This window comes from Microbacterium sp. ProA8, from assembly GCF_039905635.1.
In the GTDB taxonomy this organism is placed as follows: domain Bacteria; phylum Actinomycetota; class Actinomycetes; order Actinomycetales; family Microbacteriaceae; genus Microbacterium; species Microbacterium chionoecetis.
The window spans coordinates 1,039,685-1,052,747 of the sequence record NZ_CP157000.1; the positions used below are offsets into that span (position 1 = coordinate 1,039,685).

Annotated in this window: 14 protein-coding genes; 9 read left to right on the top strand and 5 right to left on the bottom strand. The window is 68.1% G+C overall.

What is annotated here, in order from left to right:
* Positions 1-80 precede the first annotated feature (80 nt).
* The 3 genes from ABG085_RS04430 to ABG085_RS04440 form a co-directional block, all read right to left on the bottom strand.
* Positions 81-593, bottom strand: coding sequence for a hypothetical protein (locus ABG085_RS04430; protein WP_347978217.1), 513 nt, complete (start codon positions 591-593; stop codon positions 81-83).
* Between the two features lie 20 nt (positions 594-613).
* On the bottom strand, positions 614-1,021 hold the full coding sequence (locus tag ABG085_RS04435; protein WP_347978218.1) for a DUF4383 domain-containing protein: 408 nt from the start codon (positions 1,019-1,021) through the stop codon (positions 614-616).
* Positions 1,022-1,275: 254 nt separating this feature from the next.
* A complete protein-coding gene (locus tag ABG085_RS04440) occupies positions 1,276-2,883 on the bottom strand; it encodes an FAD-dependent oxidoreductase (protein WP_347978219.1) in 1,608 nt (535 codons plus the stop codon).
* 304 nt (positions 2,884-3,187) lie between these two features.
* On the opposite strand from ABG085_RS04440, the gene ABG085_RS04445 reads away from it, so the two are divergent.
* The 6 genes from ABG085_RS04445 to ABG085_RS04470 all read left to right on the top strand — a co-directional run bounded on the left by ABG085_RS04445 (position 3,188) and on the right by ABG085_RS04470 (position 8,014).
* On the top strand, positions 3,188-3,826 hold the full coding sequence (locus tag ABG085_RS04445; protein ID WP_347978220.1) for a Rid family hydrolase: 639 nt from the start codon (positions 3,188-3,190) through the stop codon (positions 3,824-3,826).
* 92 nt (positions 3,827-3,918) lie between these two features.
* Complete coding sequence (locus ABG085_RS04450; protein ID WP_347978221.1) at positions 3,919-4,662, top strand: EAL domain-containing protein; 744 nt, start codon at positions 3,919-3,921, stop codon at positions 4,660-4,662.
* Positions 4,663-4,868: 206 nt separating this feature from the next.
* Complete coding sequence (locus tag ABG085_RS04455; RefSeq protein WP_347978222.1) at positions 4,869-5,858, top strand: NADP-dependent oxidoreductase; 990 nt, start codon at positions 4,869-4,871, stop codon at positions 5,856-5,858.
* 93 nt (positions 5,859-5,951) lie between these two features.
* Complete coding sequence (locus tag ABG085_RS04460; protein ID WP_347978223.1) at positions 5,952-6,845, top strand: aldo/keto reductase; 894 nt, start codon at positions 5,952-5,954, stop codon at positions 6,843-6,845.
* A gap of 145 nt (positions 6,846-6,990) precedes the next feature.
* Positions 6,991-7,512, top strand: a complete 522-nt coding sequence (locus ABG085_RS04465) for a hypothetical protein (RefSeq protein ID WP_347978224.1) — start codon at positions 6,991-6,993, stop codon at positions 7,510-7,512.
* 91 nt (positions 7,513-7,603) lie between these two features.
* Positions 7,604-8,014 (top strand): VOC family protein, encoded by a 411-nt coding sequence (locus tag ABG085_RS04470; RefSeq protein ID WP_347978225.1) that lies wholly within the window; start codon positions 7,604-7,606, stop codon positions 8,012-8,014.
* A gap of 47 nt (positions 8,015-8,061) precedes the next feature.
* On the opposite strand, the gene ABG085_RS04475 is transcribed toward ABG085_RS04470, so the two are convergent.
* On the bottom strand, positions 8,062-9,003 hold the full coding sequence (locus ABG085_RS04475; protein ID WP_347978226.1) for a nuclease-related domain-containing protein: 942 nt from the start codon (positions 9,001-9,003) through the stop codon (positions 8,062-8,064).
* A gap of 20 nt (positions 9,004-9,023) precedes the next feature.
* Here ABG085_RS04475 and ABG085_RS04480 point away from each other — a divergent pair, with 20 nt between their 5' ends.
* Entirely contained in the window at positions 9,024-9,764 is a 741-nt protein-coding gene (locus ABG085_RS04480) for an NYN domain-containing protein (RefSeq protein ID WP_347978227.1), read from the top strand.
* A 140-nt stretch (positions 9,765-9,904) separates the two neighbouring features.
* Positions 9,905-10,369, top strand: a complete 465-nt coding sequence (locus ABG085_RS04485) for a type VI secretion system tube protein Hcp (RefSeq protein WP_347978228.1) — start codon at positions 9,905-9,907, stop codon at positions 10,367-10,369.
* Positions 10,370-10,441: 72 nt separating this feature from the next.
* Here ABG085_RS04485 and ABG085_RS04490 read toward each other — a convergent pair whose 3' ends face one another.
* The gene (locus ABG085_RS04490; protein ID WP_347978229.1) at positions 10,442-10,921 is read right to left on the bottom strand and encodes a heme-degrading domain-containing protein; all 480 of its coding nucleotides are present in this window, start codon (positions 10,919-10,921) and stop codon (positions 10,442-10,444) included.
* Positions 10,922-11,256: 335 nt separating this feature from the next.
* Between ABG085_RS04490 and ABG085_RS04495 the strand changes: the two genes are divergently transcribed.
* Positions 11,257-12,678 (top strand): DUF222 domain-containing protein, encoded by a 1,422-nt coding sequence (locus ABG085_RS04495; protein ID WP_347978230.1) that lies wholly within the window; start codon positions 11,257-11,259, stop codon positions 12,676-12,678.
* Positions 12,679-13,063 lie beyond the last annotated feature (385 nt).

Sequence of the window (13,063 nt, forward strand, 5' to 3'; positions counted from 1 at the left end):
TCGTCCGCGCGCCGAACATGACCCGACGGTGCGGTGGATAAACCGGAGGTCGGATGCCGCGGCGGACGCGGCATCCGTCGTCAATGTCCGTCGTGGCTGACGACCGGGAGCACCGTGCCGTCGGCGTCGAGGAGTGCGGCGCCCTGGCATGCGCCGAGCGCGGGAACGACGAGCACTGTCACGACAGCAGCCGCAGCGATCACGCCCCCGAGGCTCGTTCGCCTCGAAGGATGCCGGCGGCCCCGGAGGATCCCGCACGCCACGACGACTCCGAGCGCGATCTCCAAGGCGATCGCGACGACGCTCGCTCGGCCCGGCGCGGTAGCGAGCAGCACCAGCGCCACGAGTACCCCCACGGACACGCCGGCAACCGCCCCCCGCGGTGCCGGCGTGCGATCGAGGGCGAGGCTCGCAGCTCCCCACGCCAGGGCGCCGAGGCCCAGCACGACGGAGAGCACGCCGAGCACTCGCGAGAGGGTGTCGGCCTGGATCGCCACGATGGCCGCGGCGCCGAGCGCGATCTCAACGAGCCCCAGCCCCCACGCGGCGACGGGCACCCACGACGGTGCGCGGTCGATGCCGCGCTCGGTCATGGGTGCCTCGCGCCGCACGATCACGCGGTCGCGACCCGCGACGACCGCTCGGCGCCCAGACCGACACCGAGCAGGACGAGAGCGCTGGCGAGGTGCAGGAAGTGGTCGGGGGTGTTCAGCGCCAGGATGTTCGCCGCGGTGCCGACGAGGAAGAAGCCGACCACGCCGAGGAGCAGGTACGCCGCGCCGACGGTGATGTTCACGATCTTGGCGGGGCGGACGCCGCGCAGACCGGCGATGAGCAGTGCCGCTCCGATCAGGAGGTGCGCGATGTTGTGCAGCGGGTTCACCTCGAAGATGCCCAGCAGCAGTCCGCCCTCCGTGGCGATGAAGCTGACGCCGCCCGTGAACGCGAACCCGAGCAGGCCGACGAGCAGGTAGACGGCGCCGAAGACCGTGGCGACGATGCGGTTCGGTGACGATCCCATGGGAGACCTCTCTTTCTCAGCGGCGATCTGCCGCGCTGTGAAAGGTCTTCGGTGTGAGGGGGAAATCGGATGGGATGCTGAGGCTGAGGTTTGCTCGTGGGCTCGGCGCGTTTCGTCTCGCTCGCTGGCGCTCGCTCGCTCAACGACCGCGACAGAAGCGCCCCAGCTACCGCGGCTCAGGCCTCCGGCCGAGGACGCTCAGTGGGGACTCGGATGACGAACGTCGAGTCCCCACTGGCGCACTCGAGGTGCTCTCAGCCCGCCATGACCCGGGCGTGAAGGGCCTGCACGGCGTAACGCGCCGACCAGAACGCTCCGTGCTGCCACGCGGAGATCTCCGACATCCAGTCGCCGGCGAAGTACACGTTGCCAGAGCCGGTCTGGAGCCTCTTGAACCCCGGCGAGGTGGTGTTCGGGAACGCCCACGCACCCTCGATGTAGGGGACACGGTTCCACGCGATGGAGAACGACTGCTCGAGCTCGGTGCGGTACTTCTCGCCGTGGATCTTCACACCCTGTGCCACCGCGCGGGCCTCGCGGTCGCGCGGGCTCAGCGCTGCATAGGTGCGAGCGGCGTTGCCGGTGTTGTAGTAGCCGACGACGAGGCCCTTCTTCTCGCCGTACCCGTACGACGGGTACCAGATGTGCTGCAGGTCCATGTCGGTCTCGGTGATCCCGCCGTAGATGCGGTGATCGTTCTCCCACCACCGCGAGCGGTACTGCAGGCCGATCTTGCCCGCCGGCGACGCCGCCGAGAACTCGCCGAGCGCAGAGTCGATCTCGGTACCCCAGTTCGTGCTCCACTTGCGCATGAGGTGCGCCGGTGCGGTGACGATCGCGAAGTCGGCATCGATGACGCGTGCGGGCCCGTTGGGCGGGCTGTACGTCACGGACACGCCCGACGCCGTGTTCTGGATGCCGGTGACCGGCGACTGCAGGTGCACGTTCTGCCGGCCTATCGCCTTCACGAAGTAGTCGTAGATCGTGTCCATGCCACCCTTCGGCTGGAACATCAGCATGGCCTGCTCCCAGTTGATCTCGAACGGGAAGTAGTTGCCCATCCTCGTTCCGAGAACCTCGGATATCGTGCCGGGGCCGGGAAGGGGAGTCCCGTGCTCGTTCCAGGCGGAGGGGTAGACGGAGTAGCCGCGGTTGGAGCCGCCCTTGTACGTGCCGTCGGCCTGGAGCGAGCCCCACCGGCTGAGGAAGTCGCGCAGCCGCTCTTTGTCGGTCGCCGTGAGCTTCTGGTCGAGCGCACCCTGATCCGTGGCATGCCTGAGGAGCTCGGAGGTGTAGCCGAACCAGTCGGCTTTGGCGGTGCGGTAGCGGGTCGGGTTTCCCGGCGTCGAACCGGCGCTCTCGTTGTAGAGGTAGGCGTCGGCGTTCGCGTTGGTGAAGACCTCGTACGGCACACCGAGCTCGCGGAGGTAGTCCATGGTGACCATCCACTGCGCGATGCGTCCGGCGCCCGCATTCATGTAGACGCCGTTGTCCCACTTCGCGGTCTGGGTGTGCCCGTCGAGGTCGGTCTCCTTGTCACCCGGCCGGATGGTGAGGGTCCGGCCGCCGGCACGGTGGCGCGCCTCGAGAACCGTGACGTGGTAGCCCGCCTTCTGAAGTTCGTACGCGCTTGCAAGGCCCGCGGGGCCGCCGCCCACGATGACGACCTTCTTCGACGAGCGTCCCGTGAGGGAGAAATCGCTGCCGCTGGGCGGCGTCCACGACAGTGAGGCGGCGTCCGCCTCGGTCGGCGCGAGGCCGAGTGCTCCCATCGTCGCGAAGAGCACGCCGGCGGTGGAGCCTGCGCCTACCGCATGAAGGAAGCTGCGGCGCGAAACGCTCGCGGGTGTCTGAGTTTCCACGTAATAACCCTCTCGATCTCAACGCATCACCCTGCGAGGCGACCGCCGCCCGCGAGGCATGATCAGTGCGTCACGCGCACATATGGGCAATATGCCAGTGCGGGAACTCGCCCCCATTTCGTCCGCTTTGCGGTGATGTAAACCGTTTGATTCCGGAATGCCGCCGGGCAGCCCGCCGAGTCCCACGTCGCGTCACAGCCGGGACTCGCCGATGACCTCAACGGGAAACATGCGAATGCGAGGCTTCATGCGCCATGACGCATGCACCAGCCCGGCTGGTGCTGCCTGGAACTCGAGGAGACCCATGAAGACCCGCTACAAGATCGCGCTCGCCGTCGCCATCACCGCTGGAATCGCCGTCCCGAGCACCGCGGTCGCCGCTGACGCGCTGTTCCGCCCGAAGCCGACCGAGGCCGTCCCCTTCGTCACCGGTGACACCCCGTCGATCGCCGATGGTGTGGCCCTCGGCAAGAACGTCGCCTGGTACAAGTCCTCGGGCCTCGGGCCCTCCGCGCTCAACACCACGCCGGGTATCTCGGCCGAGGCTCGCTACATTCCTACGGACGTGTTCCCCGGTGGCGCACTGCCGGCGGGTGTCACGATCACCGAGGCGCAGTCGATCAACGCTCTCATGAGGATCGGCGAGAACCTGAAGAAGGCGGGCCTGTCCTACGAGGACGTGACCTCGATGCGAGTGTTCCTGCAGAACCCCGCCGGTGAGCAGGCGGCGGACTTCGCCGGCTGGAACCGCGGCTACCGGCAGTTCTTCGCGAACACGAACCTGGCCACCGGGGAGACCATGCAGGTGCAGTTGGGATCCGTGGCCGGCGCGCCGAAGGTTGTGAACCCCGCGCGTCCGTCCCGGTTCACGATCGAGGTCGAGAACCTGCCGGTGAACGGATGGCTGGTCGAGGTGGAGGTCGACGCGGTCTACCCCGAGTGACTGGACGGCGCTGCGGGGGCGGACTGTAGTCGATAGCCGACCCCCGCATCGCCGGTTTGCGACGGCATGGTCCGACGCGGTGAACTTGACCAGTGCCCACGACCGACGACCTCGCCGACGAGCTGGCGATCGCCGTCGGCGGAGCCGACATCTTCGCCGTCTATCAGCCGCAGGTGTCGTTGGAGAGCGGGTCGATCGTCGCCGCGGAGGCACTATGCCGCTGGCGGCATGCACGGCTCGGCGACATCGATCCCGCCACGATGATCGAGGTCGCGGAACGCAGTGGCGTGATCCACGCGCTCGGCCGAAGGATGCTCGACGAATGCCTCGACGCGCTCGCCGGGTGGCGCGAGACGGGACGCGCGTGGGCCGTCGCCGTGAACGTCTCGCCGCTGCAATTCGAGGACGAATCCTTTGCCTCGGATATCGCCGCGGAGTTCGAGCGACGCGCGTTCCCGCCTGGGTCGCTCGTTCTCGAGCTGACGCAGGACGTGCAGCCAGCCGAGGAGGGCGTGGTGCCGCAACTGCACATGCTCCGCGAGATCGGAGTGGAGATCTCGTTGGCGGGATACGGCACCGACTCGTCGTCGCTGGACCGGCTTCGCAGTGTGCCCGTCACCGAGGTGAAGCTTCCGGGTGAGCTGGTGCGGGCGGCAGCGGGACCCGCACTGGCTTCGCTGCGAGACAGCGTCGAGATCGCACACGCACAAGCGTTGCGAGTCGTCGCCGAAGGGATCGAGACGCTCACTCATCTCGACATCGCAGTGCAGCTGGGCTGCGACCGCGCGCAGGGCTTTCTCATCCGGCATCCGGATTCGGAGATCGTGTTCCCGTAGACCGTCGCGAGCGCGAGCGCGAGCGCGACGAGTGCGGCAACCGAAATCGGATGGGATGCCGCGGGCCGACGTTGCTCGTCGGCTCGGGGCTTCGTCTCGCCGCGGCTCGCGCAAAGACCGGGCTGCTGCATCCATGAGCGCTCCTCCGCCGGAATAGTTCTTCGAGGCCAGCGCCGGCTTCGAGGGGAACTGGAGGAGGAATCGCCATGCGCGCACCGACCGAGGCATTCGCCTACCGCTACGCCGACTACGGCGACGCCGACGTTCTCCATCGCCATCAATACCCACTGCCGGCGCCCGGGCCGGGCGACGTGCTGGTCGAGGTGATCTCGACGGCGATCAACCACATGGACGCCTTCCTGCGCAACGGCAGGGAGGACACCTGGCACGACGACCCGTGGCCGCGGCTGTCGGGCAGCGACTTCGCCGGCATCGTCCGCGGCTGCGGCCCGGGCGTGACCCGGCTGCGGGTGGGCGCGAGCGTCGTCGGGCACACCCGGACGGGCGCCCACGCGAGCCACATCATCGTGCCGGCCGACCAGCTCGTGGCCAAGCACCGGAGCATCGAGTGGGAGGTCGCCGGAGGTCTCTTCCTCGCCGGGGCCACCGCCTTGGAGACCCTCGATGACCTTCGGATCGGCGCCTCCGACACGGTGGTCATCTCCGCAGCGGCGGGCGGCGTCGGCAGCATCGAGGCGCAGGTCGCGAAGCACCGCGGCGCCCGCGTGATCGGCACGTGCGGCGAGCGCAACTTCGACTACCTGCGGCAGCTGCACATCACGCCCGTGAAGTACGGCGAGGGGATGGCGGACCGGATCCGGCGGCTCGCGGGCGGACCGATCACCGCGTACATCGACAACTACGGCAAGGACGGGAGCGACGTCGCGGAAGCGCTCGAGGTTCCTTTCGAGCGCTATCGCTCCAGCGCGGACAGGCGCGAGGTCGAACTGCGGATGCTCCGGGACGACCCCGAATCCGTTGCGCACGCGACGCAGGTGCTGCAACGGGTGGTGGATCTGGCCGGCGTGGGAGCGTTCCGCCTGCTGGTGTCGGGCCTGTACCCCATCGAGGACATCGTGGAGGCCTTCGAAGACCTGGCGAAGCTGCACGCGCGCGGGAAGATCGTCCTCGCCACACACCCGGTCACGCGGACGCGGTCGCTGCGCGCCCGGGAGATCTTCGAGCGGATGCCGTAGCCGGGGCTTTACGGCCTCGGCACAGGATCTGTCCAGTCCCTGCTTCGAGTCGCACAGCCCTGGCAGGCTGGTGCCATGCGAGAAGGAGATGCGATGAAGCAGCGCACGCTGGCGGGACGACAGGTTTCGGCGATCGGCCTCGGGGCCATGCCGCTGTCGATGAACAACGACAAGGAGTATCCGTCGTTCGAGGATGCCGTGGCCACCGTGCACGCCGCGCTCGACGCCGGCGTCACCCTCATCGACACCGCCGACATCTACGCACCGGACGGTGAGGAGATGGGCCACAACGAGCGCATCGTCGCCGAGGCGCTGCGCACCTGGGACGGCGACGCGTCGAGCATCTTCGTCGCGACGAAGGGCGGCATCAAGCTGGGCGACGGCGGCGCCAAGGTGCGCGACGGGTCGGCGGCGTACCTGCGCTCGGCGGTCGAGAAGTCGCTCGACATCCTCGGCGTCGACCAGATCGAGCTGTACCAGTACCACCGCCCCGACCGCTCGCTCGTGTACGGCGACGTCATCGCGGGTTTGAAGAAGCTGCAGGATGACGGCCTGGTGCGTGCCGTCGGCATCTCGAACGCGAGCGTCGAAGAGATCCAGATCGCCATCGACGTGCTCGGCGAGGGGAACCTCGCCAGTGTGCAGAACGAGTTCTCGCCGAAGCATCCGGGAAGCATCGACGAGGTGCGCTTCTGCGGAGAGCGCGACATCGCGTTCCTGCCGTGGAGCCCGCTGGGCGGCACCGGCGGCGGAGCGCGTCGAGTCGGCGACCGGTTCTCGGCGTTCCGCGAGGTGGGCGAGGCGCACGGCGTCAGCCCGCAGCAGGCGGTGCTGGCCTGGGAGCTGGCGCTGGGCTCGCACGTCATTCCGATTCCGGGTGCGCGGCGCGCGGCATCCATCATCGACTCGGCTCAGGCCGCAAACCTCGAGCTCAGTGCGGACGAGGTCACGCGTTTGTCGGAGTCGGTGGGGATCTTCGACGACTGAGTCAGCGGCCGCCGTACTTCGGGGTGGACGCGCGAGGGCCGCGTGGGTCTTGTCCAGTGTCGGTGCCCCGTCGTAGGGTCTCAGGCGTGTCACTCGTGAACGATGTCGTGCGCGCGTCTCTCCGCGCCGTCAATCCAAGGAGCCGATGCTCGGCGACCCGCTGAGTGTCGCGGTCGACGCTGTCGGCCGACCTTGTTCGATTCACTGCCCGTGCGGTTCACCCCGCGCGGCGAATACGAGAGACGGCACGATCATGCACGAATCCCTCTGGAGCGCCCAGCGTTTCCGTGAGTTCCTCACCCTTCTCCGCGGCAGGACCTTCGGGCCGCCTATCGAGGATGAGGAGCGTGACGAGTTCCTGCGCCAGGCGCGCGTCCGGATCGTCCCTGACGTGCAGCGCCGTGTGCTCGCCGAGGTCGGTTCCACGGTGGATGGGGATGGCGTGGCCGTCGTCGCGTTCGAACTGCTCGAGGACTGCACGTCTGACAGTCGGCGCACGTGGCTTCTCGCCAGCTCGGACCCGTGGCGTTACCTCGCCGATCTCGTCGCCCGCGAGGTGACTGCGGCGTACGGCGAAGCGGTGCGGCGCATCGGAGACGACGACGAACTCGCCGGAATTCTCAGCGCCAGCACCCGGCCTCAGCTCGAGGCGGGCGCCGAGGAGTAGGGGAGAGCGAGGGACGAGCGTGCCGAGGGGCGACCGTCGGGTGGCTCTCGATACGCTCGTTCCTCGCTGCTCAACCCACAGGAGACAACGGATGCCGCTTCTCGACCACCTCGGAATCACCGTCGACGACCTGCCCCGCGCGGTGGCGCAGTTCGACCCGGTGCTCACGGTGCTCGGGATGGAGCGGACGGATGCTGACACCGGGAGCTCCTGGTACATCGAGGACGAGACCGAGCTGATTCTCTTCCCGGCCCGGGAGGCGGGAACCGGCCCACACCGGCATGGGACGGTCGGGTGGCAGCATCTCGCGTTCTCCGTCGACTCCCGCGAGGAGGTCGACCGGCTGCACGCCATCGCGATCGCGGCGGGGTGGGTCGCGGTGCGGGAGCCCAAGCTCTACCCGCGGTTCAACGACCGCTACTACGCCTCGTTCGTCGAGGACGACAACGGCATCCGCATCGAGTTCATGTACAACCCTCCGAAGGAGGAACCAGGCGTCTGAGCCGGGTGGGTTCGGGCACTCTGTGTGCGCATGCCCTGCCCGTGCGCTCAGCCGCCGATGAGTGCGGAGATGAGCCCGCTATAGGCGTTCCCTGCCACCGCCGCGGCGATGCCGATGCCTGTGATGAGCGCGCCGGCGCTCCAGAGGCGACGCACTCGATGTGCCTGTTCGACGTCGCGCTGCAGGGACTCGAACGCAGCCACCTGGTGGGTAGTGGAAGCGGCAGGTTTCGGCATCCATGTCTCCTGTCGAGCGACGGCGGTCGCAAGGCGCTCGCGGTCAGTCGGCGCGAGAGCGGCTTGCCGACGCTTCAGCCATCGAGCCAGCTCTCCTTCGCGCAGCACGATGACATCGGCGGGATGCTCTTTGAACGTGATGTCGCGTGCGCCGACGATGGCGAGGATCGGAGTCACCGTCACAGGAATGCCGGTGACCGTTGTCATCAGTCGGGTGACGCGCTGCGCCTCGAAACGCGCGTTGCGGAGATGATCGGTGGGCTGACCGTTCACAAGGAGGCGGCGGTTTCCGACCCACATCGTGGCGTCTTCGTGGAACTTGGTGTTGACCGTGAAAAGGCCGGGCGGCCCTAGGGCGACGTGATCGATGTCGCTGCCGCGCTCGCCGATCGGCACCGAGTGCAGGACGGTCCACTCGTCGCCGAGAGCGTCCAGACGCTTTGCCACCCGACGCTCGCCGAGGGCGCCGAGGTACCACGGGCGCGAGTCGGCGGAGAGGGGCGAACGGCCGAACAGCTTCGCCAGAGCGGAGCGTGGAGCGACGGATGCCTGGGCGCTGAGACATGCGGTGATCACAGAGGCCGCGGGCACTCGTGCGAATTCGGTGGAGGGCTCGGGCTCGCTCATTGGTGCGAGCATACGGCGGGTGATTGACGCAACTCGTGCGGAAGGTGCGGGAAGGGTCGTCTCGAACGTTTCTCGCTCGGTCAAACGATCGGACCGTGGTTCCGCCGAAGGCGTCGAGCGCGGCATCCGACTGCCATGCTGTAGCCGTGGCGCAACCCAACGATCTCCTCGCCGTCCTCATCGACGCTGACAACGTGTCACCTGCGCGGATCGGCGCGGTACTCACCGAGATCACGCAGTACGGCATCGCCTCCGTGAAGCGCGTGTACGGCGACTGGACGAAAGCGAACCTACGGGGATGGAAGGATGCCGCGAGCGAGCACGTCATCCACCCGATGCAGCAGTTCGACAACACGGTCGGTAAGAACGCGACCGACAGCGCGCTCATCATCGACGCGATGGATCTTCTGTACACGCGGCGGTTCACCGGCTTCTGCATTGTGTCGTCAGACAGTGACTTCACGCGGCTCGCGTCGCGGATCCGGGAGGACGGGGTCACGGTGTACGGGTTCGGCGAGCGGAAGACGCCGGAGGCGTTCCGCAATGCCTGCGACCGTTTCACATACCTGGACGTGTTGGTCGAGCCGGATACGGGAGTGGAGCCGGATGCCGGAGCGGTCGCCGCAGTCGTGACACGCGTGCCGGGGAACAAACTCCGCGGTGACACGAAGCTCCTGTCGACGATCCGTCAGAGCATCGGCACCGCGTCGGGAGACGACGGATGGGCGAACCTGTCGGCGGTGGGACTGCAGATCCGCAAGCAGCTTCCCGACTTCGATCCCCGCAACTGGGGCTATGCGAAGCTGTCGGAACTCCTTCGCGAGTTGGATCGCTTCACGTTCGAGCAGACGAACGGGGGCGGCGGGGTGCGGGTGAGAAACCGCTGAGCAGTGCACGGCTCTTCTCAGCGGGGATCTGCCGTCTTGCGGTCGGGCGAGCTCGACGCTCTTGAGGTCTGCCAGGGGTAGTGGAATCGTCGGAGTCCCCAGCGATGATGCCGGGGGCGATCGGCGAAGGGGCGCATCCGATGTCCGACGAGCAGTTCCTCACCATTCCGTCGATTCCCGGTGAGGTGAAAGACGATCGCCATCCGGGGTCGATCGAGGTCCTGAACTGGAGCTGGGTGGTCTCCCACGCGACATCCGGCGGGGCGGGCGGGGGAGGTCGGGTGGGCAAGGCGGAGCTGTCCGACATCATGCTGGTGCTCCGCTTCGACTCGGCCACTCCGCGCCTCTTCGATGCCTGCGCGCGTGGCAAGCGGTTCGCTGAGGTGCTGCTGTCCGTCCGCCGCAACGGGATGATCGGCGACTACCTCACTCTGCGGCTGGCCGATGCTGCCGTGACCTCCGTCAGCACCGCGCACTCGGGCGACGATCCGGTTGTTCATATCTCGCTGGGCTTCGCTTCCGTCACGATGACGTACCAGATTCAACAGCCGGACGGCTCGTTGGGTGACCCGATCTCGGTCACCCTCGGGGGACAGCAAGCCTGACGAGGCTGCGGGGTTGGCGCGTTTCGTGTTGGTCGTTGACGCTCCCTCGCTCAACGCCCCGAGGTAACCGGACTACGACGCGTCGGTCTGCCACGCCCGCAACTGCTCGACGACGAACGCGTGGTCGTCGGCCTGCGGCAGGCCGGAAACGCCGACGGTTCCGACGACGCCGACGCCGGCGATCGTGATCGGGAAGACGCCGCCGTGCGCTGCGTACGCGGTGGTGTCGAGGCGCGCGTCGTTGTCGAAGTCGCCGCCGGCGGCGCGGAACGACAGCCCGACACCGAACGACGAGCGCCCGTAGCGCCGCGCGACGCGGGTCTTCCGATCGAGCCAGCCGTCGTTGTCGGCGCTCGAGCCGGGCAGCGCGGTGTGGAACACCCGCGCCTCGCCGAGGCTGATGCCGATGACGATCGGCAGGCCGGCGGCCGCAGCGGCCTCGCGCATGCGGGAGCCGAGGGTCCAGGCATCCGTCACATCGAAGCGGGGGAGCACCACCTCGGCCTCCTCAGCTTGGACGCGGGCGAGCTGGGCGGCGATGTCGTCGGTCATGGGACGAACGTAGCGCGACCGATCGCGGCAGGGTGCGGGGCGGCGTTCGCGCTTGGGGCCGAGGACGCTGCGCGCCATTGCGTGCGACGAGGGTGGCAGTTTGCTGCGAGCGCTGGGTCGCGCGACGCCCGCGCTCGCAGGATCGTGCAGCGCTCAAGCGGAACACCGAGGCGGTGGTCGAGCGGGGCATCTCGCGTGATGTGGGGGAGGCGTTCAGCAGCGATTCCTCCACAGGTGGGGGTTTCGTCGGTGGTTTTGAGGTTGTCCACAGAACCAGTTCTGACCTGGTCTTTTGAGGTGCTACGGATGTCGGAACCCCTCACCAGAATGGGTACATGAACTTCCCGCTCGCCGACCTCGAGGGCATCGCCGATCTGCTCGGCGACACCCTCGGCTCGGCGCTCGGCGGCGAGGCGCACCGGGCCCTGTCGAACCGCGAGCTCGTGGATGCGTTGGGTGTCGTCGAACGGCTGGGACGGATCACGGATGCTGCGCGCCTTGCGCTCGCCGGAGAGGTCGGGCGACGCGCCGACTCGGAGTTCGGAGACGATGCCATCACTGCACAGTTCGGGTGCGGATCGGCGCAGGAAATCGTGGAGCGGACGACGCTGGTGTCCGCCGCGACAGCGCGGGCACGGTTGCGAGATGCGAAGGCGATCACCGGCAGGATGACGCTGACGGGGCAGACACGCCCGGCACCACTTGAGCATGCGCGTGCGGCACTTGCGGCGGGGCGGCTCAGCGCCGATGCGCTGACCACGATCGTCGACGCACTGCGGCCCCTCCAGGGGCGGTGCTCGGTCGACGAGCTCGAGGCTGCCGAGTTCGAGCTCGTGGGAGCCGCGGTGGGCGATGCCGAGGCGCCGGCGTGCGGCATCCATGAATTGAAGGTCATGGCGACCACGTGGGCGTTGTTCCTCGATCCGGATGGTGCACTCCCCGATGAGGAGTACTCGGAGCGGATGCGTGGGATCCGCGTCAGCCGACTGTCGCGTCGCGGACTGCGACGGATCTACGGCGATGTCACGGACGACGTCGCGGCGCAGTTCGACCGGCTCGTGGACGCGCACCTCAACCCGCGTGTGCAGGACCGTGGGCCGCGGTTCGTCGATGCAGAGGCTGAGGCTGACGGCGTGCCCGACGACTGCGTGCCGGATCCGCGCACTATCGACCAGAAGCGCCATGATGCGTTCGCGTCCATCCTGTCGGCGGCAGCCGGCGCGGCCGAGACTCCCACGTTGGGCGGTGCCGCACCGACTCTGATCATCACGACGACCGAGGAAGACCTGGCCACGCCGAAAGGTGTTGCGTTCGTCGAGAGCGCGGCCGGGCCCGTGCCGGTTCCGGCGTCGTTCGCCCGGCACGTCGGCTGCCACGGGACGATGCACCGCGTGACTCTTGCGGCGAACGGCGCGATCAAAGCGCTCCGCATCGAAGACCGCGTGTTCAACCACTGGCAGCGCAAGGCGATCGGCGCCCGCGACGGTGGCTGTGTCATCCCGGGCTGCACCGTATCCGCCGCCTGGTGCGAGGTGCACCATGTCATCGACTGGGCGAAGGGTGGCCCGACCTCCGTCGACAACGGCGTCCTGCTGTGTTGGCACCATCATCGCGGCATCGAGACCAGCGGTTGGGAGATCCGCATGGTCGACGGCGTGCCTCACGTGCGACCACCTGGCTGGGTCGACCCGCAACGACGATGGCGAGAGCCCAACCGGCTCCTGCTCAATGAATTGAGACGCGCGAGGTCCGCGTAGACCCCGACGTTCGCGCCCCGTGCGCCGACCCCCAGAGATTCAGATGCGGTGGTGGTTGCCGCGGCACGGGTCGACGGCTGGGTTGGGGTGTTTCGGCTCACGAGGAGGTTGAGCGTGTCGAGGCGCCGTACGGTCAGGAACCGGTGGGCGAGGTTGCTCGTTGGTCCGGGGCGTTTCGTCTCGCTCGCTGGCGCTCGCTCGCTCAACGACCGAGGGCCCCAGCCTGCTGACGTTCGTTGAGCGGAGGGCGCTCTGGCGCGCGAAGACGAACGTCGCTACTTCTGCGGGACGCCAGGGGCGTTTCGTCTCGCTCGCTGGCGCTCGCTCGCTCAACGACCGAGGGCCCCAGCCTGCTGACGTTCGTTGAGCGGAGGGCGCTCTGGCG

What these genes read in the sequence shown, in the direction of transcription:
- ABG085_RS04430 (WP_347978217.1), bottom strand. Translation starts at nt 593, where the DNA reads ATGACCGAGCGCGGCATCGACCGCGCACCGTCGTGGGTGCCCGTCGCC.
- ABG085_RS04435 (WP_347978218.1), bottom strand. Translation starts at nt 1,021, where the DNA reads ATGGGATCGTCACCGAACCGCATCGTCGCCACGGTCTTCGGCGCCGTC.
- ABG085_RS04445 (WP_347978220.1), top strand. Translation starts at nt 3,188, where the DNA reads ATGAAGACCCGCTACAAGATCGCGCTCGCCGTCGCCATCACCGCTGGA.
- ABG085_RS04455 (WP_347978222.1), top strand. Translation starts at nt 4,869, where the DNA reads ATGCGCGCACCGACCGAGGCATTCGCCTACCGCTACGCCGACTACGGC.
- ABG085_RS04460 (WP_347978223.1), top strand. Translation starts at nt 5,952, where the DNA reads ATGAAGCAGCGCACGCTGGCGGGACGACAGGTTTCGGCGATCGGCCTC.
- ABG085_RS04465 (WP_347978224.1), top strand. Translation starts at nt 6,991, where the DNA reads ATGCTCGGCGACCCGCTGAGTGTCGCGGTCGACGCTGTCGGCCGACCT.
- ABG085_RS04470 (WP_347978225.1), top strand. Translation starts at nt 7,604, where the DNA reads ATGCCGCTTCTCGACCACCTCGGAATCACCGTCGACGACCTGCCCCGC.
- ABG085_RS04475 (WP_347978226.1), bottom strand. Translation starts at nt 9,003, where the DNA reads ATGCCGCGCTCGACGCCTTCGGCGGAACCACGGTCCGATCGTTTGACC.
- ABG085_RS04485 (WP_347978228.1), top strand. Translation starts at nt 9,905, where the DNA reads ATGTCCGACGAGCAGTTCCTCACCATTCCGTCGATTCCCGGTGAGGTG.
- ABG085_RS04490 (WP_347978229.1), bottom strand. Translation starts at nt 10,921, where the DNA reads ATGACCGACGACATCGCCGCCCAGCTCGCCCGCGTCCAAGCTGAGGAG.
- ABG085_RS04495 (WP_347978230.1), top strand. Translation starts at nt 11,257, where the DNA reads ATGAACTTCCCGCTCGCCGACCTCGAGGGCATCGCCGATCTGCTCGGC.